Origin of the sequence: Pseudomonas sp. yb_9 (assembly GCF_043103635.1) — a bacterium.
GTDB lineage: Bacteria > Pseudomonadota > Gammaproteobacteria > Pseudomonadales > Pseudomonadaceae > Aquipseudomonas > Aquipseudomonas monteilii.
Genome location: NZ_JBICKA010000025.1, coordinates 135,959 through 159,278 on the forward strand (window position 1 = coordinate 135,959; position 23,320 = coordinate 159,278).

Here is a 23,320-nt window from a genome sequence, read left to right on the forward strand (position 1 = left end):
GCTGCCCAGCTTGCCGCCTGCGAGCTATGCAGGCGTGTTAGCCGCTTACCTCACCTGGCCCACAACCCACGAAAACCGAGCCAGGCTGGCACGCCAAGCCCCAGCCATGACAAGGCGTCCCAGGCGCCATCGCCGAGCAGGGCCGCGAACAGCCCCGCTGCGCCTGACACTGCAATCATGGCCGGCCAGGCAAAAATTCGCCGGGTGCTTTGCGATTCATGACTCATGCGGGCGCCCTCTTGCCGCTGCGCTGCTTGGCCAGCCACAGGTAAAGGCCGCTGCAGAGCACGATGATGGTCAGCACATCGAGTGCCGCCCAGAGGATTTGCATGGGCCGCCCGCCGTAGTCACCAAAATGCAGCGGCTGCGACAGGCCCATGGCGTCCATGTACCAGGGGCGCTCGCCGACTGCTGTAACTGCCAGGGTACGGGCATCGATCAACACGGGTGTGAACAGGTGCGAGCTCAGGTGTGTGGCACCGTTCATGAACACGGCATAGTGGTGCTCGCTGGAAAAGCGCGTACCGGGGAAGGCGATGAAGTCCGGGCGCATGCCGGGGGCAGCCTGTTCGGCAATCTCCAGCAGGCGTGTGGCGGGCGCGCGCTCGGTGAGCGGCGGGGCGTCGCGGTAAGGCGCAACCATGGCAGCCAGACTATCGTTGCGCCAGGCGGCGATAACCAGGTCGGACAGGGCGCTGATTACGCCGGTCACGCCTACCGTGAGTGCCCAGGCCAGGGTTACTACGCCGATCAGATTATGCAGGTCGAGCCAGCGCAGGCGACGGGATTTTTCGTGGCGTACCGTGCCAAAGTCCAGGCGGCGCATGAAGGGCGCATAGAGCACGGTGCCGGAGACGATTGCGAGGATGAACAGTACGCCCATGAAGGCCAGCAGCAGCTTGCCGGGCAGGCCGGCGAACATGTCCACATGCAGGCGCAGCATCACCATCATGAACCCGCCATTGGCCGCCGGCATGGCCACTGCTTCGCCGGTGCGGGCGTCGAGCATGAAGGTGTGCGACAAGTTGGGGTCGGTGCCCGCAGTGGCGGCGGTGATGGCGATCACGCCGTTGGGTTCGTCTTCGTCGTAGCCGAAGTACTGCATGACTTCGCCGGGGCGGTGTTGCTCGGCTTTCAGTACCAGCTGCTGCAGGTCGAGGTGCGGGGTGCCTGCTGGCATGTCACGCAGTTCGGGGGCGTCGCCGAGCAGGTGTTCGAGTTCGTGGTGGAAAATCAGCGGTAGGCCGGTGAGCGCCAGCAACAGCAGGAACAGGGTACAGACCAGGCTGCTCCAGGTGTGGATCACGGACCAGCGGCGGATGGTTCGGCTTTTCATCACGGTACCGTTTTTTGTCTGTTGGAACAGGGGGCCGCAAAGCGGCCCCCGTTCACTCAGAACTTGTAATTGACGCTGGCGACCACGTTGCGTTCGTCGCCGTAGTAGCAGTAGTACCCATCACACGTCGACAGGTAGTCCTTGTTGAACAGGTTTTTCGCATCGACGGCCACGGTGACGCCTTTGAGTGTGTTGTTCAGGCGGCCCAGGTCGTAATGTACGGAGGCGTCGTAGACCGTGTACGAGCCCACATGGCCCCAGTCGGTATTCGTGGTGTTGCCGTAGGTGTCGCCCACGTAGCGCACGCCAACGCCTACGCCAAAGCCGTCCAGCACCCCGCTGTGCCAGGTGTAGTCGGCCCAGGCAGTGGCCTGGTTGCGCGGAACCTGCGCCATGCGCTTGCCTTTCTCTTCGCGGGTGCCTTTGGTGATTTCGCTGTCGTTGTAGGTGTAGGAACCCACCAGCTTGAGGTTCTCGCTCACATCCGAAGTAGCCTCAAGCTCAAGGCCTTTCACACGCACTTCGCCAACCTGGCGGGTAACGCCACCCTCGGTCACCGACATGTTCTGCTGCGTCAGGTCGAATACAGCTGCGGTGAACAGGCTTTTGCTGCCGGGCGGTTGGTATTTGATACCCAGTTCGTACTGCTTGCCCTCGGTCGGCTTGAAGGCATCGGTGCTAGTGACGGTTGACCCGGTAGCAGCCTGGAACGACTCGGCATACGAGATGTAAGGCGTCAGGCCGTTATCGAACACATAGCTGAGCGCTGCGTTACCACTGAACTTCTTGTCGCGCTGGGTATTGGTAGCGTCGCCCTGATTGTGGAAGGTGGTGCCGGTGTGCACCCAGTCCTCACGACCACCCAGGGTCAGGCGCCAGTTGTCCAAGGCCATCTGGTCTTGGACGTACAGGCCGGTCTGCTGGGTTTTCTGATCGTAGTCGTACATGTCGAAGTACTGAACGTTCGAGAAATCCTGGCCGTAAATCGGGTTATGGATATTGCTTGATGGCACACCGGCCGAGCCCCAACGCCAGCGAGCGTTGCTGTCCGAGCGCTGATGGTCGAGGCCCAGCAGCAGGGTATGGGAGAGTTGGCCAGTCTGGAAGTCGGCCTGGAAGTTGTTGTCCACTGCGAACTGGGAGATATCTTCTTCGACGATACCGGCAGTACGTTGCACGGTGCCATCGGCGCTGACGGCTTCGTCCGGCCCGGCTGGCCAGATCGAGCCACCGGCGGTAATGGCCTTGAAGTCCAGTTCGTTGCGTGCATAGCGCAGGTTCTGGCGGAACTGCCAGGTGTCATTCAGGCGGGTTTCGAACGCATAGCCGAGGTGGTAGTAGGTGCGGTCGTAGGACTCCCAATCCGGGTCACCCAGGTTCTTGTGGTGAGAAATCTTGCCCGCCGGGCTGTCCAGCTTGGTGCCTTGCAGCGGCAAGAACTGGCCAGTAATGCCCGTATCATCGCGGGTGTACTGGGAGATGAAGGTCAGCTTGGTGTCGTCGTTGATGTTCCAGGTCAGACTGGGCGCGATGTTATAGCGCTTGTCCGGTATATGGTCGATTGGCGAGCCGCTGTCACGCACGGTACCGCTCACCCGGTACAGGAACTGGCCTGCATCGTCGAGCTTGCCGGTGCTGTCGAAGTTGATCTGCTTGTGATTGTTGCTGCCAACCTGGGCTTCGATTTCATGGCTGCTTTCCAGCTGCGGCCGACGGCTGGTCATGTCCAGCAACCCGCCTGGCGGGGTCTGGCCGTACACGGATGAAGCCGGGCCGCGCAGCACGGCGATGCGCTCCAGGTTCCAGGGTTCGATCTTGGGGGTGGCATAGTTCCCCTTGGGTAATGGCAGGCCATCGAGGAACTGGGTGGGCACAAAACCACGTACCAGCAACCAGTCGCTGCGGGAGTCGGAGCCGTAGCCGCTGCTCTGCACGCCTGCCGTATAGCGCAGGGCATCATTCAGGCTGAGTACTGGACGATCTTCCATCTGCTGCCGAGTGATCACGGTTACCGAGCGGGGTAGTTCGGCGATGGCCGTGTCTGTCTTGGTGCCTGCTGCCGTGCGGGTTGCGGTGTAACCCTCGACCGCCCCCCAGGCGCTTTCATAATTGGCTGTAGCGTTGATCGCTGTTTCTGGTAACGCCAGTGTCCCTTCCGGCGTAGCCACCAGGCTGTAGCTGCCTACGCTGCTTTGTTGCAGTTGCAGGCCAGTGCCGCGCAGGGCGGCTTGCAGGGCACCGAGGCCGTCGTACTGGCCGGTCACCGGGGCCGAGGTGCGGCCGCTGACCAACGCCGGGTCGATGGCCAAGGCGATACCGGCCTGGCTGGCGATCTGGTTCAGGGTGGTGGCCAGCGGGGCGCTGGGCAGGTCATAGGCGCGCGCAGCGGATTGCTCGGCGGCGCACAGGACAGGGCTGGCCAATGGCGCGGTTACGGCGATGGCAAGGGCCATCAGGCTAGGGCGCAAGATACGATCAACAGCACGGGACATGCAGTGGCTCCTGGACGGATAAGTGCTAACTGCTTCCTTGCCGAGCGAGATTTGAAAAGTGACAGGGCTGATCTGAAAAATATCGAGCAGTATTTTTGGCGTTCAGCCTTACTTCGGCACCACGTTCACCCACCACTGGGTATGCCGCTCGATTTTCACCGGCAAAGCCGGCACCAGCGATGCCAGCGCCAGGTCGGTGTCGGTCAGCGGGAAGCTGCCGGTCACGCGCAGGTCGGCGACCTTGGCGTCCACCCCGAGGTGGCCCCTGCGGTACTGGCCCAGCGCGGCCAGCAGGTCGCCCAGGCGCACGTTGTCGACCACCAGCATGCCCCGGGTCCAGGCATCGGCACCGGCGGGCACCGCGCCGATCCGGCCGAGGCCGTTGGCGTTCATCAACACTTGCTGGCCTTCACGCAGCACTTGCTCGTCGCCACTGTTATGCGGCATGGCCGCAACCGAGGCTTGCAGCACTTCCAGGCGCGTACCGTCGGCTTCGCGGCGCACCAGGAAGCGCGTGCCCAGTGGCCGCAGGCGGCCATCGTCGGTGCGTACCAGCAGCGGACGCGGGTCCTGGTGGCCGGTTTCGACCGAAATTTCACCTTGGTGCAGCACGATCACCCGGTGTTCGCCTGCGTAGTCGATATCGACGGCGGTGTGGGTGTTCAGGCTCAGCAATGTGCCGTCTTGCAGGCGCAAGGTACGTAACTCGCCAGTTGCGGTGCGCTGGTCGGCCAGCCAGTAGCTGGGTGCCAGCGACGGGGCGCCGACCCAAGCCAGCAGTGAACCGAGCAGGAACATCCCGGCCAGCCCGCCGCCAACCTTGCCGATTCGGCGCCGCAGGCTGACGCGCGATTGCAGCAGGGCCTGGCGTGCCGGGCCGGCTGCCGCGCTGACCCGTTGGTCCATGGCGCCGAGCTGGCGCCAGGCCCGCGCGTGTTCTTCGCTGGCGGCATGCCAGCGCATGAATTCGTTGCGTTCATCCGGTGTGCCGCTGGCGTCGCCGAGGCTCAGTTTCCAGGCGATGGCGGCTTCCAGTACCCGGGACGAAACCGGTGCGTTGCTCACGTTGGCTCCCCGTACAGGGCCACGTAGCACTGGCGCATGCCTTGGGCAATGTACTGGCGCACGCGCGATACCGAAACGCCCAGGCGCTCGGCGATCTCGGCATGGCCCATGCCGTCCAGACGGTTTTGCAGGAACGCCGCCCGGGCCTTGCTCGACAGCTTGCCCAGCAGGCGGTCGATGGCCTTGAGGTCTTCGAGGATCAGGTGCTGCACTTCGGGCGAGGGCTGTTGGGCTTCCGGGATCAGCGCCAGCTCGGCCAGGTAGGCCTGTTCCAGCGCCGCGCGGCGGAAGTGGTCGAACATCAGCCCCTTGGCCACGGCGGCGAGGAAAGCGCGGGGTTCGCGGGGGGTGTCCAGTTGCTCGCGACCGAGCAGGCGCACGAAGGTGTCCTGGCTCAAGTCTTCGGCACGTTGGCGGCAGGCCGTGCTGCGTTGCAGCCAGGCGAGCAGCCAGCCGCGATGGTCGCGGTACAGCGCACCGACCAGATCGGCGTGTGGGCTCTGTGCAGAAGACAAGCAGCGTCCCCCCGGAACGTATGCATTAACTAACGATAATTATTCGCGATTGTTGCAGAGGGGAGGGGGTGGGGGCAATGGACGCTTATCGGATTGCCATCATGGAAAAGGCTGATAGGGCTGGCTTGAGTCTTTTAGCGCTTGTGAAATCGAGCTCCGCCCGCGCGGCGGATCGCGAGCTATCGCTCGCTCCTACGTTTGTTTCGGGCCAATTATTCCTGCGGGATTTACGCGCGAATGCTTTGGCGTATGGCTCGATATCGCGTCGTACAAACAAGGCGGTCGCGCGCGCCTGTCACAGGCGTTACTCGCCGAAAACAAACGTAGGAGCGAGCGATCCGCTGCGCGGGCGGTGCTCGATCTCACAGGCGCAATAAAAACCACGCCCTACAGCCCATGACTCTGGGCGTTTCGCCGCCGCCACCCTCGCAACCGCTGCTCCAGCTGCAACGGGCTGTCCAGCTGCTGGCGCCGGGCTTGGCTGAACAAAATCAGTGCCAGCTCAGCCGTTACCTGTGCATCGGCACTGGCATGGTGGCGTTCTTCCACCTGCAAGCCAAACCGCGCGACCCAGTCATCCAGCCCGGCCTCGCGCAGCACGGTGTCAGGGTTAAGCATCGGCGCCAGTTCGGCCACATCGAGGAACGGTGACTGCAAGCGGTAACCCAGGCTTTCCTTCAGCGCCCGCGCCAGCATGCGTTGGTCGAATGGCGCATGAAACGCCAGCACCGGGCTGTCACCAATGAAATCGAGCAAATCCAGCAAGGCCTCGGCCGGGTCGCAACCGGCGGCCAAGGCCCCAGGCCCCAGGCCGTGGATCAACACGCTGGCGTTGGTTTTCTGCAAAGGCCGGTGCAGGGTACGTTCGAACTGTTGCGCAAAATCGATGGCACCGTCCTCGATGGCCACCGCCCCGATCGACAACACTTGGTCACGGTTGGGGTTAAGCCCGCTGGTTTCCAGGTCCAGCACTACCCAGCGCTGCTCACGCAAACTGCACACACCCAACGGCGCGGGCTTGGGCTGCCGGGCCAGGCGCTGACGCATGGCGTGGTCCAGCTCGGGCGCGCTGGGGCGCAGCCAGGCGAACAGGCTCATAGCTGATACCGCAAGGCCAGGCTGCTTTGCAGGCGTTGGGCCTGGCGCAGGGACTCGCGCAGGATGCGCCGGTCCAGGTGGTTGAGGCTGTCCGGGTCGAGCCGGTTGGAGTACGGCAGGTTGTCGCGGGTCTGGCGCTGATGCTGCTGCATGCGGGTCTGTTGGATGAAGTGATAAGCCTCTTCATAGGCAGCGCCATCCAGCGGCTCGATCACGCCCTTGGCCACCAGTTGGCGCAGGCGCTCCAGGGTATTGCAGGCGCCGATGCCATTGGCCAGGGCCAGCAAGCGTGCGCCATCGACGAAGGGCGTCAGGCCCTGGACCTTGAGGTCGAGGGTGGCGGCCTTGTCGTTGCCCAGGCGGGTCAGCACGAATTCGCGCAGGCGGCCCACCGGTGGGCGCTGGCGAAGGGCATTGTCGGCCAGCATGCGCTGGAAGAGGCGGTTGTCGGCTACTTGCGCCAGAAGGCTCTGGCGCAACTGCTCGCAGCCTTGCTCGTCGCCCCACACCACGCGCAGGTCGAAATAGATGCTGGAGCCCAGCAGGTTCTCCGGGCTGGCTTCGCGGACAAAACCGGCAAAGCGCCGTGCCCACTCGCTGCGCGACAGGCACAATTCAGGGTTGCCGGCCATGATGTTGCCCTTGCACAGGGTAAAGCCGCACTGTGCCAGGCACTGGTTGATGTACTGCGCCAGCGGCAGCAGGCGCGCACGGATGCTGTCGGCCTCGGCGCTGTCGGCGGCCTCGAAGAGGATGCCGTTGTCCTGGTCGGTGTGCAGGGTTTGCTCGCGCCGCCCTTCGCTGCCGAAGCACAGCCAGCTGAATGGCACACCTGGGTCGCCGCGCTCGGCCAGTGCCAGCTCGATCACCCGGCACACGGTGTGGTCGTTGAGCAGGGTGATGATCTGGGTGATCTGCGTGGACGATGCGCCGTGGGCGAGCATGCGCTCGACCAGCTGGCTGATTTCACCGCGCAGCGAAACCAGGGTGTCCAGCCGAGGCGCATGGCGGATGGTACGCGCCAGGTGCACCAGGTCGACCCGTTGCAGCGAGAACAGGTCACGCTCGGAAACCACCCCGCACAGGCGTCGGTTTTCCACCAGGCACACGTGGGCGATATGCCGTTCGGTCATGGCCATGGCCGCGTCGAAGGCGCTGGCCTGGGGGCTGAGGTAGAAGGGCTTGGCGGTCATGTGCCGCTCGATGGGGGCGCCCAGGTCCGCATCCATCGACGCCACCACCTGGCGCAGATCGCGCAGGGTAAAGATGCCGACAGGGTAGCGCTGCAGGTCGATCACCACGATGCTGCCGACCTGCTGTTCGTGCATCAGCCGCACGGCATCGCGCAACGGTGTATCGGCGCTGCACACCACCGGGTGACGCATGGCCAGCTCACCCAGCGGGGTGTTCAGTGAGTACTGGGTACCGAGGGTTTCCACCGCGCGCTGGCGTACCTGTTGGTTGACCTGGTCGAGCAGGCTGCTGACCCCACGCAAGGCAAAATCCCGAAACACTTCAGACATCGAGAACACGCGGATGAACGCGGCTTTGTTCAACTGCAGGCAGAAGGTGTCTTCACCGGCCAGGTGCTCGGTGCGGGTCGCCCGTTCGCCCAGCAGTGCGGCCAGAGGGAAGCATTCGCCGCTGGTGATTTCGAAGGTGGTCTCCACGCCCGGTTTGACCAGGTGCTGGCGCTCGCCAACCACTCGCCCCTGCTTGACGATGTAGAAGTGCTCCACCGGCCCGTCGGCAGGTTTGACGATGCTTTCGCCGCTGGCATAGAAGCGCAGCTGGCACTGTTCCACCAGGAAGGCCAGGTGGCTGTGCTCCATCTGGTTGAACGGCGGGAAGCGCTGCAGAAACTGCAGGGTGCCCTGGATGTTCTGCAGCACTGCCGTCCTGCCCGCCTGGCTGTAGGCGTCCTTTTTGCTCATGAAACTGACCGTATCGCTATGCCGAACTATATATATCTATATATAGGTGCCGGCCCTGTTGTTCTCTGCCTCCATGGTCGGCTTGCGGCGGGGTGGTGCCCATTGGACGTAAGTCTATGAGCACGCCTGTCAAAGACCCGACGAAAGGCGCACCGGGTTACGCAAGTAAAGTGGTCCTACTGCTGAAGCGGAATTTTTTTGACGAGATGACCATGCCTGAGCAAACCGACATCCTGAGCGACGCCGAGCGCGAGGCATTGGCCGTGGTGAGTGCGCCTGTGGCGCCAAGGCCGTTGGTGCTGGTGGTGGACGATAACGCGGTTAACCGCGAGGCGCTGATCCTGTACCTGAAAAGCCGGGGCATCGATGCGGTAGGGGCGGACGGGGCGCAGGAGGCCAGGCTGTACCTGCATTACCAGCAGCGGATTGGTTTGATGATTACGGATTTGCGCATGCAGCCCGAGGATGGCCTGGACTTGATCCGGACGATTCGTGAGTCGGAGCGGGCGGCGTTGTCGATCATCGTGGTGTCGGGCGACACCGATGTGAAGGAGGCAGTGGACGTGATGCACCTGGGGGTGGTGGATTTCCTGCTCAAGCCTGTGGACCTGGGCAAGCTGCTGGACCTGGTGAAGAGAGAACTGAAAATAGAGTGATGCAGAAAGGGGCCGCAAAGCGGCCCCTTTCGATTTACAGCCCGTTACGCGCCTTGAATTCGCGGCGACGACGGTGCAGCACCGGCTCGGTGTAGCCGTTCGGCTGCTTGCCTCCTTCCACCACCAGCTCGACAGCGGCCTGGAACGCGACGTTGTCGTCGAAGTTCGGCGCCATCGGGCGGTACAGGGCGTCGCCGGCGTTCTGCTGGTCAACCACCACGGCCATGCGTTTGAGACTTTCCAGCACTTGCTCCTGGCTGACTACGCCATGGCGCAGCCAGTTGGCCAGCAACTGGGCCGAAATACGCAGGGTGGCGCGGTCTTCCATCAGGCCGACGTTGTTGATGTCCGGCACCTTCGAGCAACCCACGCCCTGGTCGATCCAGCGCACCACGTAGCCGAGGATGCCCTGGGCGTTGTTGTCCAGCTCGTTGCGAATTTCTTCGACCGACCAGTTGGTATCGGCAGCCAGCGGGATGGCCAGGATGTCGTCTACCGAAGCCGGGGTACGCGACGCCAGTTCACGCTGGCGCGCCTGTACGTCCACCTTGTGGTAGTGCAGGGCGTGCAGGGTGGCGGCAGTCGGCGACGGCACCCAGGCGGTGTTGGCACCGGCCAGCGGGTGGGCGATTTTCTGCTCCAGCATGGCGGCCATCAGGTCAGGCATGGCCCACATGCCTTTGCCGATCTGCGCACGGCCTTGCAGGCCGGTGGCCAGGCCCACGTCGACGTTGTTGTTCTCGTAGGCGCCGATCCACTTCTCGTTCTTCATGGCGCCCTTGCGCACCACGGCGCCGGCTTCCATCGAGGTGTGGATTTCATCGCCCGTGCGGTCGAGGAAACCGGTGTTGATGAACGCCACGCGTTCTGCGGCTGCCTTGATGCAGGACTTGAGGTTGACCGTGGTGCGGCGCTCTTCGTCCATGATGCCGACCTTGACGGTGTTGCGCGGCATGCCCAGCAGGTCTTCGACCTGGCTGAAGATTTCGGCGGCGAAGGCCACTTCTTCCGGCCCGTGCATCTTCGGCTTCACGATGTACACGCTGCCGCTGCGGGTGTTCTTGCGGGTGGTGTTGCCGTTGAGGTTGTGCAGGGCGATCAGGTTGGTGAACAGGCCGTCCTGGATACCTTCAGGGATTTCGTTGCCCTGGGCATCGAGAATCGCCGGGTTGGTCATCAGGTGGCCAACGTTACGCACGAACAGCAGCGAACGGCCATGCAGGGTCACGCTGCCGCCGTTTGGCGCGGCGTACTCGCGGTCCGGGTTCATGGTGCGAGTAAAGGTTTTGCCACCCTTGCTCACGCTTTCGGCCAGGTCGCCTTTCATCAGGCCCAGCCAGTTGCGGTAGACGATCACCTTGTCGTCGGCATCGACAGCGGCAACCGAGTCTTCGCAGTCCATGATGGTGGTCAGTGCCGATTCCATCAGGATGTCTTTCACGCCTGCAGCGTCGGTGCTGCCAACCGGGGTGCTGGCATCGACCTGGATTTCGAAGTGCAGGCCGTTGTGCTTGAGCAGCACGGCAGTCGGCGCGGCGGCGTCGCCGTGGAAGCCGATCAGTTGCGCGTCATCACGCAGGCCGCTGTTGCTGCCGCCTTTAAGGGCCACTACCAGTTTGCCGCCTTCGATGCGGTAGCCGGTGGAGTCGACGTGCGAGCCGGCGGCCAGTGGCGCGGCTTCGTCGAGGAAGGCGCGGGCGAAGGCAATGACTTTGTCGCCACGGACCTTGTTGTAACCCTGGCCTTTTTCGGCGCCGCCTTCATCGCTGATGGCGTCGGTGCCGTACAGCGCATCGTACAGCGAACCCCAACGGGCGTTGGCGGCGTTGAGGGCGAAGCGGGCGTTCATCACCGGAACGACCAGCTGTGGGCCGGCCATGTGGGCGATTTCTTCGTCCACGTTCTGGGTGGTGGCCTGGAAATCGTCGGCTTGTGGCAGCAGGTAGCCGATTTCCTGGAGGAATGCTTTGTAGGCTGCGGCGTCGTGGGCCTGGCCTTTGCGTGCCTGGTGCCAGGCGTCGATCTTGGCTTGCAGCTCGTCGCGCTTGGCGAGCAGGGCTTTGTTCTTTGGAGCGAGGTCATTGATGATCTTCTCTGCACCCGCCCAGAACTGCTCGGCGACGATGCCGGTCCCGGGGATGGCTTCGTTGTTCACGAAGTCGTACAGGACCTTGGCGACCTGAAGGCCACCGACTTGAACGTATCCAGTCATTGCTTGCCTCACTCTGCTCAGCTATTTCGCTCTTCTGTATTAAGCCTGTAGCGCTTCTCTAAACACGGCACCAGTGCATGCCCCCGGGTTGCGCCGGACGCGGCTGGGTGCGGCCTGCCAGACTGGCTGGCGGGCAGTGTGCGTATTTTCACAGGCGCCTTGGCAGACATCCAAACGACGTTTTGTAGTCCGCGCCACGGGATACTACATGAAGCAGTAGGCGGGGCAAAATCAGACTAAAAGCGCCGTTATGCGACCCGTTGGTCGCGTATGGTCACGCTGGGAGTGAGTATGTTCGCAAAAAACAGGTGGATTGTTCCAGATAAATCTTGAAACAGTACACGATTGGTTATGCGGATTGCCCTGCGGCAGGTTGCCGCGCCTTGCCTATACTGAGTCGATCCCCCGATTTTCTGCCGCCCGGCGCGGTTCGACACGAGGAAGGGCTTGTGGATCATCTTGTACTGACGGTAATTGCCCCTGACAAGGCCGGCCAGGTCGAACGTATTGCCCAATGCATCGCCGACCACAGTGGCAACTGGCTGGAAAGCCGCATGTCGCGTATGGCCGGGCAGTTTGCCGGTATCCTGCGGGTGGCGGTGCCGGCTGAGAATTATGCTGAGCTGGTGGCATCGCTGCAGGGGTTGGCCAGGTATGACATTCGGGTGCTGATTGCCGAGAGCGGGAGTGAGCCCTCTTGCACATGGAAACCGATTGCCATGGAACTGGTGGGTAACGACCGGCCGGGGATCGTGCGCGACATTACTCGTTTGCTGGCGGAGTTGCAGGTGAACGTCGAGCGGTTTTCCACAGAGGTGCGGCCTGCGCCGATGAGCAGCGAGCCGCTGTTTCATGCTGATGCGCTGCTGGCGCTGCCGTTGACCTTGCCGCTGGATGTGCTGCAGCAGAAGCTGGAAAGCCTGGCGGATGACTTGATGGTGGAGTTGCACTTGCGTGCCGAGGATTGATTCGAGACTGGCCCCCTGCGGTTATCCCGATATCACGGGGAAGGCCCTGTGGATAACCTGGGGGTTCCCCTCTCCAGCCCAGGCCGAGCGTGCCTTACACAGGTTTGCTCAAAAAACACCCAAAAATCAGCAGCTTGTGCACAAAGCACGGGGACGAGGGTGTGGATAACCTTTGGAGATGTCTCTGCAGGCCTCGCATCACAAGGCCTGCAGAGATTTGATCGTTTTTTGATCAGCTTCGCTTGCGCAAACTCAACCAGGCATCGACGCTGTAAATGGCCAAACCTGCCCAGATGAACATGAACGCCACCAGGTTGCTCGACGACAGGTGCTCATCAAACAGCAGCACTGCCTGCAGCAACACCAGTGTGGGTGCCAGGTATTGCAAGAAGCCCAGCGTGGTGTACGGCAGGTGCCGCGCCGCCGCGTTGAAGCACACCAACGGTATCAGCGTCACCGGCCCGGCAGCCATCAGCCACAGCGCCTCGCTGCTGGTATAGAACGCCCCTTGGGCACTCATCGCCGCCGGGTGCAGCAGCAGCCAGCCAAGGGCCAGCGGCACCAGCATCCAGGTTTCCACTACCAGGCCCGGCAATGCCGCCACTGGCGCCTGTTTGCGAATGAGCCCATAGAAGCCGAAGCTCAGCGCCAGCACCAGCGACACCCAGGGCAGGCTGCCCACTTGCCACACCTGCTGGGCCACGCCCACGGCGGCCATGCCCACCGCCAGCCACTGCAGGCGGCGCAGGCGTTCGCCAAGAATCAGCATGCCCAACAGCACATTGATCAGCGGGTTGATGTAGTAGCCCAAGCTGGCTTCGAGCATGCGGCCGTTGTTCACCGACCACACGTACGTCAGCCAGTTACCGGCGATCAGTGCCCCGCTCAGGGCCAGGATGCCCAGCCGGCGTGGATTGTCGCGCAGTTCACGCCACCAGCCAGGGTGTTTCCACACCAGTAGCAGCAGCGAGCCGAACAATGCCGACCAGAGTACCCGGTGGACAATGATCTCCACCGCCGGGATGCTCTGGATCGCCTTGAAGTACAAGGGGAACAGGCCCCAGATGATGTAGGCACTGAGGCCCAATATGTACCCGCGACGCGGGTTTGCGGCGTGCATGCAGAATCCTTGCTTAGGTAGCTAAATAAAGCGACGCCTATTGTAGACAGAGGCGGGCGTGCTTCTAGAACAATTTCAGCGGGGCTTCATCCAGTGCCGCCATCTGTTCGCGCAGGGCGAGAATCTGGTCGCCCCAGTAGCGGGGCTGGCCAAACCACGGGAAGCTCGGCGGGAACGCCGGGTCGTCCCAGCGCCGTGCCAGCCAGGCGCTGTAGTGCAGCTGGCGCAGGGCGCGCAGGGGTTCGATCAGGGCAAGCTCGCGCGGGTCGAAGTCGTGGAACTCGTTGTAGCCGTCGATCAGCTCGGCCAACTGCCCCAGGCGCTCCTCGCGGCTGCCGGCCAGCATCATCCACAGGTCTTGCACGGCCGGGCCCATGCGGCAGTCGTCGAGGTCGACCACGTGGTACACCTCGTCGCGGTGCATCAGGTTGCCGGGGTGCAGGTCGCCGTGCAGGCGGATGAGCTGGTGGGGCGTGCGGGCGTAGATCTCCTCGACCCGCTTGAGCACGTCGCGGGCCACGGACTCGAATGCTGGCAACAACTCACGCGGGACAAAATCGCCTTCCAGCAGAGTGTTGAGCGAGGCGTGGCCAAAGTTGTCCACAGCCAGGGCCTCGCGGTGTTCGAACGGTTTGCTGGCGCCTACGGCGTGCAGGCGGCCGAGCAGTTGGCCGAGGCGATACAGCTGATCGAGGTTGCCTGGCTCCGGAGCGTGGCCACCGCGGCGGGGGAACAGGGTGAAACGGAAACCCTGGTGTTCGAACAAGGTGCGGCCATTGTGCTGCAGGGGCGCAACCACCGGCACTTCGCAGTCAGCCAGTTCGGCGGTGAAGCTGTGTTCTTCGAGGATGGCCGCATCGCTCCAGCGGCCTGGGCGGTAGAACTTGGCGATCAGCGGCTGCGCGTCCTCGATGCCCACCTGGTAGACGCGGTTTTCGTAGCTGTTCAGTGCCAGCACCCGTGCATCGCTGAGAAAGCCGATGCTTTCCACGGCGTCCAGGACCAGGTCAGGGGTGAGGGTGTCGAAGGGGTGGGACATGGGGGCTCCGGGGATAAGCGGCATGGGGCCATGTTACCGCGTTCCGCTTGTACCGGCCTCTTCGCGGGCGCGCCCGCTCCCACAAGTACAGCGAAGCCTTCAAGGTGTGCGAAATTCCTGTGGGAGCGGGCATGCCCGCGAACCGCGCGAAGCGCGGCCAGGCTAGGCAGGAACGCCGATCAGCACATAGGACGGATGAAACTGCACCCGTACAGAACTGCCAGCTGCTACCTGCTGGCCAGCCAACCAATCCCCCTCGGCAATTGCACACAGCGTCTGCCCATTGCCCAGCGCCAGCCGGACCTCACCAGGCCCGTCATCCTCGGTCAGCACGTCTTCCACCGTAGCGCTCAAGCAATTGCTGCCCGCTTCAGCCTCTTCTCCCTCCGCCAACAACCGCACCCATCCAGCCTTGAGCAACGCCACCACCATTGTCCCCAACGTCAGCTCCAGCCGCGCGGTACTGTCGTGCGTGATCAGCGCATCAATTTCCAGCCCGCCGCCCAATGCCAGGCTGACACGGTCATACCGGCCTTCACGGCGCAGGCCGCTGACCTGGCCCTGCAGCTGGTTACGCGCACTGGTGCGCAGCATCAGGCGGCCGAGCAGGTCGAGGTCGCTGGACTCTTCGGCGGCTTCAAGGATTTGCGCCTGCAAGGCCTGCAGCCGCTGATACAGGCGCAGTACCCGCTCGCCTTCCGGCGACAAACGCGCACCGCCACCGCCACGGCCACCGGCGCTGCGCTCCACCAAGGGCTGGCTGGCCAGGTTGTTGAGCTCGTCAATGGCATCCCAGGCGGTCTTGTAGCTGATGCTCGCAGCCTTGGCGGCGCGGGTGATCGAGCCTTGCTCGGCAATGTGCTGCAGCAGCGCAATGCGCTGGGGGCGGCGGGCGATGTGCTGGGTAAGCAAAGTAGGCAGCGTCATGAGCATTGAGTCGTTGTAGGTGAAGGGCCTGAGGGTGGATTGTGTAGGACTGTGCAGTGTCATGCATACCCCGGCTTGGACGTGCGTGCCAGGCAATACACATCCACACGCTGCGCGCCGGCTTTGCGCAGCACTTCGGCAATGGCCTGCACGGTGGCACTGGTGGTTACCACATCATCGACAATGGCGACATGCTTGCCTGTCAAATCGCCCGTGACCGCAAACGCCTGACGTAGATTGCGCCGCCGTGCCTTGGCGTCCAGCTGTTGTTGTGCAGGCGTCTCGCGCGTGCGCACCAATAACCGCTCGTCGCAAACCAGCCCAAGCTGCGAAGACAACCAACGCCCAAGCATCCCCGCCTGGTTGAACCCTCGTTCGCGCAGTCGACGCCTGGCCAAGGGTACCGGCAACAGCAGGTGAGGGCGGGCTAACCCTTCGGCAAAGCGATGCCGCAGCCCAAGCCCGAGCAATTCAGCCATCAACCGCCCCAAGGGCCACTGCCGGTTGTGCTTGAAGCGGCTGACCAGCGTATCGACCGGAAAGCCGAATTGCCAAAGCGCAAACACCCGGTCGAAGGCCGGCAGGTGGCGACAGCACTGGGCGCAGGTCAGGCCCGCCATGGGCAGCGGCAGGGCGCAGCGCAGGCAATGATCACCTAGCCAAGGCAATTCCTGCTCGCAGGCCATACACAGGGGGTAGGCCTGCTCGGCAGGCTCATCACACAACAAACACGACTGATTAATAAGTGAGCACTTGTAAACCAGTCTTTTCCAGTATGGTTGACAGTTCATAGGCCTTCCATGACTATGCGAGCTATCCGTGATGCGCTGGCGGGCTTTCCTGTCTCGGCGCCAGCTACAGCCTAAACAAGGAAACGCCGATGAGCGCCAGCACAACTGCAACAACACGTCACGACTGGTCCCTGGCCGAGGTCAAGGCGTTGTTCCAGCAACCGTTCAATGACCTGCTATTCCAGGCGCAGACCGTGCACCGCGCGCATTTCGACCCGAACCGCGTGCAGGTATCGACCCTGCTGTCGATTAAGACCGGCGCCTGCCCGGAAGATTGCAAATATTGTCCACAGTCCGGCCACTACAACACCGGGCTGGAAAAACAGAAACTGATGGAAGTGCAGAAGGTGCTTGAAGAAGCCGCCCGCGCCAAAGCCATTGGCTCCACCCGTTTCTGTATGGGCGCAGCGTGGAAGCACCCGTCGGCCAAAGACATGCCTTATGTGCTGGAGATGGTCAAAGGGGTGAAGGCCATGGGCCTTGAAACCTGCATGACCCTCGGCAAGCTCGACCAGGAGCAAACCGTGGCCTTGGCCCAGGCGGGCCTGGACTACTACAACCACAACCTCGACACCTCGCCGGAGTTCTACGGCAGCATCATCACCACCCGCACCTACAGCGAGCGCCTGCAAACCCTGGCCTACGTGCGTGATGCCGGCATGAAGATCTGCTCTGGCGGCATCCTGGGCATGGGTGAGTCGCTGGACGACCGCGCGGGCCTGCTGATCCAGTTGGCCAATCTGCCCGAGCACCCGGAGTCGGTGCCGATCAACATGCTGGTCAAGGTAGCCGGCACGCCGCTGGCCGAGGAAGAGGATGTGGACCCGTTCGACTTCATCCGCATGCTGGCCGTGGCCCGCTTGCTGATGCCCAAGTCGCACGTGCGCCTGTCCGCCGGCCGCGAGCAAATGAACGAGCAGATGCAGGCTCTGGCCTTCATGGCTGGCGCCAACTCGATTTTCTATGGCGAAAAACTGCTGACCACCGCCAACCCGCAAGCCGACAAGGACATGCAACTGTTCGCGCGCTTGGGCATCAAGCCTGAAGCGCGTGAAGAGCACGCCGACGAAGTGCACCAGGCGGCTATCGAGCAGGCGTTGGTCGAACAGCGCAGCAGCGAGATGTTCTACAACGCTGCATCGGCCTGACATGGCCTTCGACCTGGCGGCGCGCCTGGCCGAACGGCGCGCCGCAGACCTGTATCGGCAGCGGCCACTGCTGGAAAGCCCGCAGGGGCCGGAGGTGGTGGTCGACGGCCAGCGCTTGCTGGCCTTCTGCAGCAATGACTACCTGGGCCTGGCCAACCACCCTGAAGTGATTGCCGCCTGGCAGACCGGCGCCGAGCGCTGGGGTGTGGGCGGTGGCGCTTCGCATCTGGTGGTCGGCCACAGCACGCCGCACCATCAGGTTGAAGAGGCGCTGGCCGAACTGACCGGGCGCCCGCGTGCGCTGCTGTTCTCCACCGGCTACATGGCCAACCTGGGTGCTATCACCGCATTGGTGGGGCAGGGCGACACCGTGCTGCAGGACCGCTTGAACCACGCGTCCCTGCTGGATGGCGGGTTGCTCAGTGGTGCCCGCTTCAACCGCTACCTGCACAACGACCCGGCCAGCCTGGCCAGCCGCCTGGACAAGGCCGTCGGCAATACCCTGGTGGTGACCGATGGCGTGTTCAGCATGGACGGCGACCTGGCCAACCTGCCGGCACTGGCTGATGTCGCCCGGGCGCGTGGTGCCTGGCTGATGGTCGACGATGCCCATGGTCTGGGTACCTTGGGTACGCAGGGCGGCGGTATCGTCGAGCACTTCGGCCTGGGCGTGGAAGACGTGCCGGTGCTGATCGGCACGTTGGGTAAGGCCTGCGGTACTGCCGGTGCCTTTGTCGCCGGCAGCGAAGCGCTGATCGAGGCGCTGGTGCAATTTGCCCGCCCCTACATCTACACCACCAGCCAGCCACCGGCACTTGCCTATGCCACGCTCAAGAGCCTGGAGTTGCTGCGCCGCGAGACTTGGCGACGTGAGCACCTGGCGGCGTTGATTCGCCAGTTCCGCGAGGGCGCGCAACAGATCGGGCTGCAACTGATGGACAGCCCAACGCCGATCCAGCCCATTGTGATCGGCGACAGCGCACAGGCCCTGCGCCTGTCGCGCATGCTGCGCGAGCGCGGCTTGCTGGTGACGGCCATCCGCCCACCCACCGTGCCGGCTGGTAGTGCGCGCCTGCGGGTGACCCTGAGCGCCGCGCACAGCGAAGCGCAGGTGCAGCTATTGTTGAATGCATTGGCCGAGTGTTATCCACAGTTGGAGAACGCCGATGCGTAATCGCCTTGTACTGCTGCCCGGCTGGGGCCTGGGCACTGCCTCCCTGGAGCCGCTGGCAGCGAGCCTGCGCGCCCAGGACGCTCGCCTGCAGGTGGAGCTGATGCCCTTGCCGGAACTGGCCGACAGCGATGTTCAGGCCTGGGTCGACCACCTGGATCGGAAGCTGCCGAACGACGTGTGGCTGGGCGGCTGGTCGCTGGGCGGCATGCTGGCCAGCGCCTTGGCACACAAGCGCGGTGACCACTGCTGCGGCCTGCTGACACTGGCCAGCAACCCCAGCTTCGTGGCCCGCCCGGACTGGCCCCATGGCATGGCCGAAGACACCTTCGGCACCTTCCTCGATGGCTGCCGCAGCCATACCCAGGTCACGCTCAAGCGCTTCCGCACGCTGTGCAGCGATGGCGCCCTGCAACCGCGCACGTTGCTGCGGCAACTGGGTGTCGGCGTGCCGGATACCGACCCGTTGTACCTGGCCACAGGCCTTGAAGTGCTGGCCAGGCTTGATACCCGTGAAGCCCTGCAGGCCTATGCTGGCCCGCAGTTGCACCTGTTTGCCGGTAGCGATGCACTGGTGCCGGCAGAGGCGGCCAAAGCGTTGAGCGAGTTGCTGCCCGATGTGGAAGTGGGCTTGGTCGAAGACAGTTCCCACGCATTCCTGCTGGAGTACCCGCAGGAGCTGGCGGCGGGCATCAAGAGTTTCCTGCATGAGAGTGGCGATGACTGACCTATCCCGTCCAACCCCTGGCGCGCTGCCCGACAAACGCCAGGTGGCGGCCTCGTTCTCCCGCGCTGCGGCCAGCTACGACAGCGTGGCGGCCTTGCAGCGCGCAGTGGGTTTGCACCTGCTGGAGCAATTGCCGGCAGGCATGCAGCCCTCACACTGGCTGGACCTGGGCAGCGGCACCGGCCATTTCAGCCGCATCCTGGCCGAGCGCTTTGCGCAAACCAGTGGCGTGGCGGTGGATATCGCTGAAGGCATGCTGCGCCATGCTCGTCATGAGCAGGGCGGTGCGCATTACCATGTGGCGGGTGATGCTGAGCGCCTGCCGCTGCGTGATGCCTGCGTCGATCTGGTGTTTTCCAGCCTGGCCGTGCAGTGGTGCGACCAGTTTGCCAGCGTGCTGGCAGAGGCGTCGCGTGTGCTGCGCCCCGGCGGCGTGCTGGCCTTCAGCAGCCTTTGCGTGGGTACCCTCGACGAACTGCGGGCCAGTTGGCAGGCAGTGGATGGCCTGGTGCATGTGAACCGCTTCCGGCGTTTTGAGGATTATCAACGCCTGTGTGCTGGCAGCGGGCTGGAACAGCTTGAATTGCAACGTTGCCCACACGTGCTGCACTACCCGGATGTACGTAGCCTGACCCATGAACTCAAGGCGTTGGGGGCACACAACCTGAACCCCGGGCGACCGTCCGGGCTTACCGGTCGGGCGCGCATGCAGGGCCTGCTGCACGCCTATGAGGCATTTCGCCAGCCTGCGGGGCTGCCAGCCACCTATCAAGTGGTCTATGGTGTGTTGCGCAAGCCACAGGCGTAAGGGGAGCACGATGAGCCAGGCCTATTTCATCGCCGGTACCGATACCGATGTCGGCAAGACCACCATCGCCGCCGGGCTGTTGCATGCGGCGCGGTTGCAGGGCATGAGCACACTGGGCGCCAAGCCGGTGGCCTCGGGCTGCACGATGACCCCGAAAGGGTTGCGCAATAGTGATGCCCAGGCGCTGATCGATGAAAGTACGATCAAGTTGCCGTATGAGCAGGTCAACCCGTTCGCCTTCGAGCCGGCGATTGCTCCGCATGTGGCGGCGCGCGAGGCGGGGGTGACGCTGGCCGTGCCCGCGCTGTTGGCAGCGATGCGCAATGTGCTGCAACAAAATGCCGACTTCACGTTGGTTGAAGGTGCGGGTGGCTGGCGTGTGCCGTTGTCGGGGTTGGAGAACCTTTCGGACCTTGCCGTTGCCCTTAAATTGCCAGTGATACTGGTTGTGGGCGTTCGCTTGGGCTGTATCAGCCATGCCTTGCTCAGTGCCGAGGCGATCGAGCGTGACGGGCTGCAGTTGGCCGGGTGGGTGGCGAATATCATCGAGCCGCGTACTTCGCGGCTGGAAGAAAATCTGGCCAGTCTGGCCGAGCGCTTGCCGGCGCCTTGCCTTGGGCGGGTGCCCAAACTGAAGCTCGCCAGTGCCGATATGGTGGCTGAACACCTTCAGTTGGATCTGCTGGATTAGTCGTTTCCAGGCCCGGCCCTTTCGCGGGCAAGCCCGCCAAGAGGCCGGTGCAGGAATACCCAAGGCCTATCAGATAGCACCAGGCCATTATGGATTTAAACGGGCCTTTTCACGACAGGCCTGCTTTAATTGAGCCTGTTCGTCATCCAGCGTCAATGGAGTCCTGACATGGAAATCACCGGTAGCTCCGCCTACTACGCGGGCCTGAGCGCAATCCAGGCCGGCCAGAACCGCGTCGATCAGGCCGCCGGCCAGATTGCAAACGCCACCGCCGAACGTACCGCCACCAGCCAGTCCAGCGACTTTCAGGCTGAGCGCTTGCGCGCGGTCGACCGCAGCCAGCAGATGGACCTGGCCACCAGCACCGTGCAGATGGCCTTGGGCAAAACCGAAGTCGAGCTTGGCGCAAAGGTGGCTAAGGCATCCGACGAAATGCTCGGCCGGATTATCGATACTTACGCCTGAGAGGGCGCTCCCTCGAATTACACACAGCCCCTGTGGGGGTGTGCCCGCGAAAGCGTCAGATCAGGCACCTCAATTGCCTGATCGGACGCCTTCGCGGGCACGCCCGCTCCCACAGGGGCATTGTTTTCTCTAGGTCTGGCATATTTGCCATTTTTCGTGGCGTAAATGGCACCATAGTCCATCCTTGACAGAATGCGGTGCTAAACGTAAGTTTCAAACAACTGTTTGATACGACGGCCGCCAAGAGCTGGTCACCCCACAGAACTGACTCAGAGGTTCATCGCAATGCCTGATTACAAAGCCCCCTTGCGTGATATCCGCTTCGTTCGCGACGAACTGCTTGGCTATGAGGCGCACTATCAGAGCCTGCCGGGCTGCCAGGACGCCACGCCCGACATGGTCGACGCGATCCTCGAAGAAGGCGCGAAGTTCTGTGAGCAGGTGCTGTCGCCGCTGAACCGTGTGGGTGACCAGGAAGGCTGCACCTGGAGCGAATCGGGCGTCAAAACCCCGACTGGCTTCAAGGCAGCCTACGAACAGTTCGTCGAAGGCGGCTGGCCGAGCCTGGCCCATGACGTCGAGCACGGCGGCCAGGGCTTGCCAGAGTCGCTGGGCCTGGCCCTGAGTGAAATGGTCGGGGGCTCGAACTGGTCGTGGGGCATGTACCCAGGCCTGTCCCATGGTGCGATGAACACCATCTCTGCGCACGGCACCCCCGAGCAGCAGCACACCTACCTGACCAAGCTGGTGTCCGGCGAGTGGACTGGCACCATGTGCCTGACCGAGCCACATTGCGGCACCGACCTGGGCATGCTGCGCACCAAGGCCGAGCCACAGGCTGACGGCAGCTACAAGGTGTCGGGTACAAAAATCTTCATTTCGGCCGGTGAACACGACATGGCCGACAACATCGTCCATATCGTCCTGGCCCGCCTGCCGGACGCACCGGCCGGTACCAAGGGTATTTCGCTGTTCATCGTGCCGAAGTTCCTGCCCAATGCCGAAGGCGGCGTGGGTGAGCGCAACGGCGTGAGCTGCGGCTCCATCGAACACAAGATGGGCATCCACGGTAACGCTACCTGCGTGATGAACTTCGATGCGGCCACCGGTTACCTGATCGGCCCGGCCAACAAAGGCCTGAACTGCATGTTCACCTTCATGAACACCGCTCGCCTGGGTACAGCGCTGCAAGGCCTGGCCCACGCCGAAGTGGCGTTCCAGGGTGGCCTGAAGTACGCCCGTGAGCGCCTGCAGATGCGCTCGCTGACTGGCCCGAAAGCACCGGGCAAGGCTGCTGACCCGATCATCGTCCACCCGGACGTGCGCCGCATGCTGCTGACCATGAAGGCCTTCGCCGAAGGCAACCGCGCGATGGTGTACTTCACGGCCAAGCAGGTGGACATCGTCAAGTACAGCCAGGACGAAGAAGAGCGCAAGAAGGCCGATGCCCTGCTGGCGTTCCTGACCCCGATTGCCAAGGCGTTCATGACCGAAGTCGGCTTCGAGGCGGCCAACCATGGCGTGCAGATCTACGGCGGCCACGGCTTCATCGCCGAGTGGGGCATGGAGCAGAACGTTCGCGACAGCCGTATCTCCATGCTGTACGAAGGCACCACCGGCATTCAGGCGCTGGACCTGCTCGGCCGTAAAGTGCTGATGACCCAGGGCGAAGCACTGAAGGGCTTCACCAAGATCGTGCACAAGTTCTGCCAGGCGCAGGAAGGTAACGAAGCGGTCAAGGAGTTCGTCGAGCCGCTGGCGGCAATCAACAAGGAGTGGGGCGAGCTGACCATGAAAGTGGGCATGGCCGCCATGAAAGACCGCGAAGAGGTGGGTGCGGCCTCGGTCGATTACCTGATGTATTCCGGCTACGCCTGCCTGGCCTACTTCTGGGCCGACATCGCCCGCCTGGCGGCCGAAAAACTGGCAGCCGGCACCAGCGAAGAGGCGTTCTACACCGCCAAGCTGCAAACGGCGCGCTTCTACTTCCAGCGCATCCTGCCGCGCACCCGTACCCATGTAGCGACCATGCTGTCGGGTGCCAACAACCTGATGGCGATGGACGAAGAAAACTTCGGCCTGTCGTACTGATCCTACCGCTGTACACGGAACCCGCCTGCCCTCACCGGCAGGCGGGTTTTCCGCATCTGGGGCCAA

At 63.2% G+C, this 23,320-nt stretch carries 21 protein-coding genes; 9 read left to right on the forward strand and 12 right to left on the reverse strand.

From position 1 onward, the window contains the following. Positions 1-50: 50 nt before the first annotated feature. From ACF8MI_RS05945 to ACF8MI_RS05975, 7 genes are all read right to left on the reverse strand, one after another. Complete coding sequence (locus ACF8MI_RS05945) at positions 51-227, reverse strand: hypothetical protein (RefSeq protein ID WP_164524062.1); 177 nt, start codon at positions 225-227, stop codon at positions 51-53. Beyond that, positions 224-1,336, reverse strand: coding sequence for a PepSY domain-containing protein (locus ACF8MI_RS05950; RefSeq protein ID WP_060499110.1), 1,113 nt, complete (start codon positions 1,334-1,336; stop codon positions 224-226). Before ACF8MI_RS05950 ends, ACF8MI_RS05945 begins: the two co-directional genes overlap by 4 nt. A gap of 56 nt (positions 1,337-1,392) precedes the next feature. Then, positions 1,393-3,828 (reverse strand): TonB-dependent siderophore receptor, encoded by a 2,436-nt coding sequence (locus tag ACF8MI_RS05955; RefSeq protein WP_200929002.1) that lies wholly within the window; start codon positions 3,826-3,828, stop codon positions 1,393-1,395. Between the two features lie 108 nt (positions 3,829-3,936). Then, entirely contained in the window at positions 3,937-4,893 is a 957-nt protein-coding gene (locus tag ACF8MI_RS05960; protein ID WP_200929003.1) for a FecR domain-containing protein, read from the reverse strand. Then, the gene (locus ACF8MI_RS05965; protein WP_200929004.1) at positions 4,890-5,408 is read right to left on the reverse strand and encodes an RNA polymerase sigma factor; all 519 of its coding nucleotides are present in this window, start codon (positions 5,406-5,408) and stop codon (positions 4,890-4,892) included. Before ACF8MI_RS05965 ends, ACF8MI_RS05960 begins: the two co-directional genes overlap by 4 nt. A 387-nt stretch (positions 5,409-5,795) precedes the next feature. Continuing rightward, on the reverse strand, positions 5,796-6,506 hold the full coding sequence (locus tag ACF8MI_RS05970) for a PolC-type DNA polymerase III (protein ID WP_060499106.1): 711 nt from the start codon (positions 6,504-6,506) through the stop codon (positions 5,796-5,798). Beyond that, the gene (locus tag ACF8MI_RS05975; RefSeq protein WP_104833572.1) at positions 6,503-8,440 is read right to left on the reverse strand and encodes a DUF294 nucleotidyltransferase-like domain-containing protein; all 1,938 of its coding nucleotides are present in this window, start codon (positions 8,438-8,440) and stop codon (positions 6,503-6,505) included. Before ACF8MI_RS05975 ends, ACF8MI_RS05970 begins: the two co-directional genes overlap by 4 nt. 116 nt (positions 8,441-8,556) lie before the next feature. Between ACF8MI_RS05975 and ACF8MI_RS05980 the strand changes: the two genes are divergently transcribed. Next, complete coding sequence (locus ACF8MI_RS05980) at positions 8,557-9,096, forward strand: response regulator (protein WP_060499104.1); 540 nt, start codon at positions 8,557-8,559, stop codon at positions 9,094-9,096. 34 nt (positions 9,097-9,130) lie between these two features. Here the strand turns inward: ACF8MI_RS05980 and ACF8MI_RS05985 are convergent, their stop codons facing one another. Further along, positions 9,131-11,308, reverse strand: a complete 2,178-nt coding sequence (locus ACF8MI_RS05985) for a malate synthase G (RefSeq protein ID WP_060499103.1) — start codon at positions 11,306-11,308, stop codon at positions 9,131-9,133. Positions 11,309-11,757: 449 nt separating this feature from the next. Between ACF8MI_RS05985 and ACF8MI_RS05990 the strand changes: the two genes are divergently transcribed. Then, positions 11,758-12,276, forward strand: coding sequence for a glycine cleavage system protein R (locus tag ACF8MI_RS05990; RefSeq protein ID WP_104833570.1), 519 nt, complete (start codon positions 11,758-11,760; stop codon positions 12,274-12,276). 232 nt (positions 12,277-12,508) lie between these two features. Here ACF8MI_RS05990 and rarD read toward each other — a convergent pair whose 3' ends face one another. The 4 genes from rarD to ACF8MI_RS06010 all read right to left on the reverse strand — a co-directional run bounded on the left by rarD (position 12,509) and on the right by ACF8MI_RS06010 (position 16,153). Continuing rightward, complete coding sequence (gene rarD, locus ACF8MI_RS05995; RefSeq protein WP_200929005.1) at positions 12,509-13,396, reverse strand: EamA family transporter RarD; 888 nt, start codon at positions 13,394-13,396, stop codon at positions 12,509-12,511. 64 nt (positions 13,397-13,460) lie between these two features. After that, on the reverse strand, positions 13,461-14,435 hold the full coding sequence (locus ACF8MI_RS06000; RefSeq protein ID WP_200929006.1) for a serine/threonine protein kinase: 975 nt from the start codon (positions 14,433-14,435) through the stop codon (positions 13,461-13,463). 162 nt (positions 14,436-14,597) lie between these two features. Further along, positions 14,598-15,362: a TOBE domain-containing protein gene (locus tag ACF8MI_RS06005; RefSeq protein WP_060499099.1), complete on the reverse strand. Its 765-nt coding sequence runs from the start codon at positions 15,360-15,362 to the stop codon at positions 14,598-14,600. 59 nt (positions 15,363-15,421) lie between these two features. Continuing rightward, on the reverse strand, positions 15,422-16,153 hold the full coding sequence (locus ACF8MI_RS06010) for a ComF family protein (RefSeq protein ID WP_060499098.1): 732 nt from the start codon (positions 16,151-16,153) through the stop codon (positions 15,422-15,424). 89 nt (positions 16,154-16,242) lie between these two features. Between ACF8MI_RS06010 and bioB the strand changes: the two genes are divergently transcribed. The 7 genes from bioB to ACF8MI_RS06045 all read left to right on the forward strand — a co-directional run bounded on the left by bioB (position 16,243) and on the right by ACF8MI_RS06045 (position 23,254). Next, on the forward strand, positions 16,243-17,301 hold the full coding sequence (gene bioB / locus ACF8MI_RS06015) for a biotin synthase BioB (protein ID WP_016714563.1): 1,059 nt from the start codon (positions 16,243-16,245) through the stop codon (positions 17,299-17,301). Position 17,302: 1 nt separating this feature from the next. Next, complete coding sequence (gene bioF, locus ACF8MI_RS06020) at positions 17,303-18,475, forward strand: 8-amino-7-oxononanoate synthase (protein ID WP_200929008.1); 1,173 nt, start codon at positions 17,303-17,305, stop codon at positions 18,473-18,475. Continuing rightward, positions 18,468-19,199: an alpha/beta fold hydrolase gene (locus ACF8MI_RS06025; protein ID WP_060499096.1), complete on the forward strand. Its 732-nt coding sequence runs from the start codon at positions 18,468-18,470 to the stop codon at positions 19,197-19,199. The genes bioF and ACF8MI_RS06025 overlap by 8 nt, the downstream gene beginning before the upstream one ends. Continuing rightward, complete coding sequence (gene bioC, locus ACF8MI_RS06030; RefSeq protein WP_060499095.1) at positions 19,192-20,007, forward strand: malonyl-ACP O-methyltransferase BioC; 816 nt, start codon at positions 19,192-19,194, stop codon at positions 20,005-20,007. Before ACF8MI_RS06025 ends, bioC begins: the two co-directional genes overlap by 8 nt. Positions 20,008-20,017: 10 nt before the next feature. After that, positions 20,018-20,698, forward strand: coding sequence for a dethiobiotin synthase (gene bioD / locus ACF8MI_RS06035; RefSeq protein ID WP_060499094.1), 681 nt, complete (start codon positions 20,018-20,020; stop codon positions 20,696-20,698). A 168-nt stretch (positions 20,699-20,866) separates the two neighbouring features. Continuing rightward, positions 20,867-21,163 carry a pyrroloquinoline quinone biosynthesis protein PqqE gene (locus ACF8MI_RS06040; protein WP_104833567.1) on the forward strand — a complete coding sequence of 99 codons (297 nt, stop codon included), beginning with the start codon at positions 20,867-20,869 and terminating at the stop codon, positions 21,161-21,163. Positions 21,164-21,448: 285 nt separating this feature from the next. Then, positions 21,449-23,254, forward strand: a complete 1,806-nt coding sequence (locus ACF8MI_RS06045; protein ID WP_200929009.1) for a phenylacyl-CoA dehydrogenase — start codon at positions 21,449-21,451, stop codon at positions 23,252-23,254. Positions 23,255-23,320 lie beyond the last annotated feature (66 nt).

Excerpts from the sequence above, each read along its gene's own strand:
- ACF8MI_RS06025 (WP_060499096.1), top strand. The coding sequence starts at position 18,468 with ATGCGTAATCGCCTTGTACTGCTGCCCGGCTGGGGCCTGGGCACTGCC.
- bioB (WP_016714563.1), top strand. The coding sequence starts at position 16,243 with ATGAGCGCCAGCACAACTGCAACAACACGTCACGACTGGTCCCTGGCC.
- ACF8MI_RS06010 (WP_060499098.1), bottom strand. The coding sequence starts at position 16,153 with ATGAACTGTCAACCATACTGGAAAAGACTGGTTTACAAGTGCTCACTT.
- ACF8MI_RS05985 (WP_060499103.1), bottom strand. The coding sequence starts at position 11,308 with ATGACTGGATACGTTCAAGTCGGTGGCCTTCAGGTCGCCAAGGTCCTG.
- ACF8MI_RS06045 (WP_200929009.1), top strand. The coding sequence starts at position 21,449 with ATGCCTGATTACAAAGCCCCCTTGCGTGATATCCGCTTCGTTCGCGAC.
- rarD (WP_200929005.1), bottom strand. The coding sequence starts at position 13,396 with ATGCACGCCGCAAACCCGCGTCGCGGGTACATATTGGGCCTCAGTGCC.
- bioC (WP_060499095.1), top strand. The coding sequence starts at position 19,192 with ATGACTGACCTATCCCGTCCAACCCCTGGCGCGCTGCCCGACAAACGC.
- ACF8MI_RS05970 (WP_060499106.1), bottom strand. The coding sequence starts at position 6,506 with ATGAGCCTGTTCGCCTGGCTGCGCCCCAGCGCGCCCGAGCTGGACCAC.
- ACF8MI_RS05950 (WP_060499110.1), bottom strand. The coding sequence starts at position 1,336 with ATGAAAAGCCGAACCATCCGCCGCTGGTCCGTGATCCACACCTGGAGC.
- ACF8MI_RS05980 (WP_060499104.1), top strand. The coding sequence starts at position 8,557 with ATGAGCACGCCTGTCAAAGACCCGACGAAAGGCGCACCGGGTTACGCA.
- ACF8MI_RS05945 (WP_164524062.1), bottom strand. The coding sequence starts at position 227 with ATGAGTCATGAATCGCAAAGCACCCGGCGAATTTTTGCCTGGCCGGCC.
- ACF8MI_RS05955 (WP_200929002.1), bottom strand. The coding sequence starts at position 3,828 with ATGTCCCGTGCTGTTGATCGTATCTTGCGCCCTAGCCTGATGGCCCTT.
- ACF8MI_RS06040 (WP_104833567.1), top strand. The coding sequence starts at position 20,867 with ATGGAAATCACCGGTAGCTCCGCCTACTACGCGGGCCTGAGCGCAATC.
- ACF8MI_RS06005 (WP_060499099.1), bottom strand. The coding sequence starts at position 15,362 with ATGACGCTGCCTACTTTGCTTACCCAGCACATCGCCCGCCGCCCCCAG.
- ACF8MI_RS05975 (WP_104833572.1), bottom strand. The coding sequence starts at position 8,440 with ATGAGCAAAAAGGACGCCTACAGCCAGGCGGGCAGGACGGCAGTGCTG.
- bioD (WP_060499094.1), top strand. The coding sequence starts at position 20,018 with ATGAGCCAGGCCTATTTCATCGCCGGTACCGATACCGATGTCGGCAAG.
- bioF (WP_200929008.1), top strand. The coding sequence starts at position 17,303 with ATGGCCTTCGACCTGGCGGCGCGCCTGGCCGAACGGCGCGCCGCAGAC.
- ACF8MI_RS06000 (WP_200929006.1), bottom strand. The coding sequence starts at position 14,435 with ATGTCCCACCCCTTCGACACCCTCACCCCTGACCTGGTCCTGGACGCC.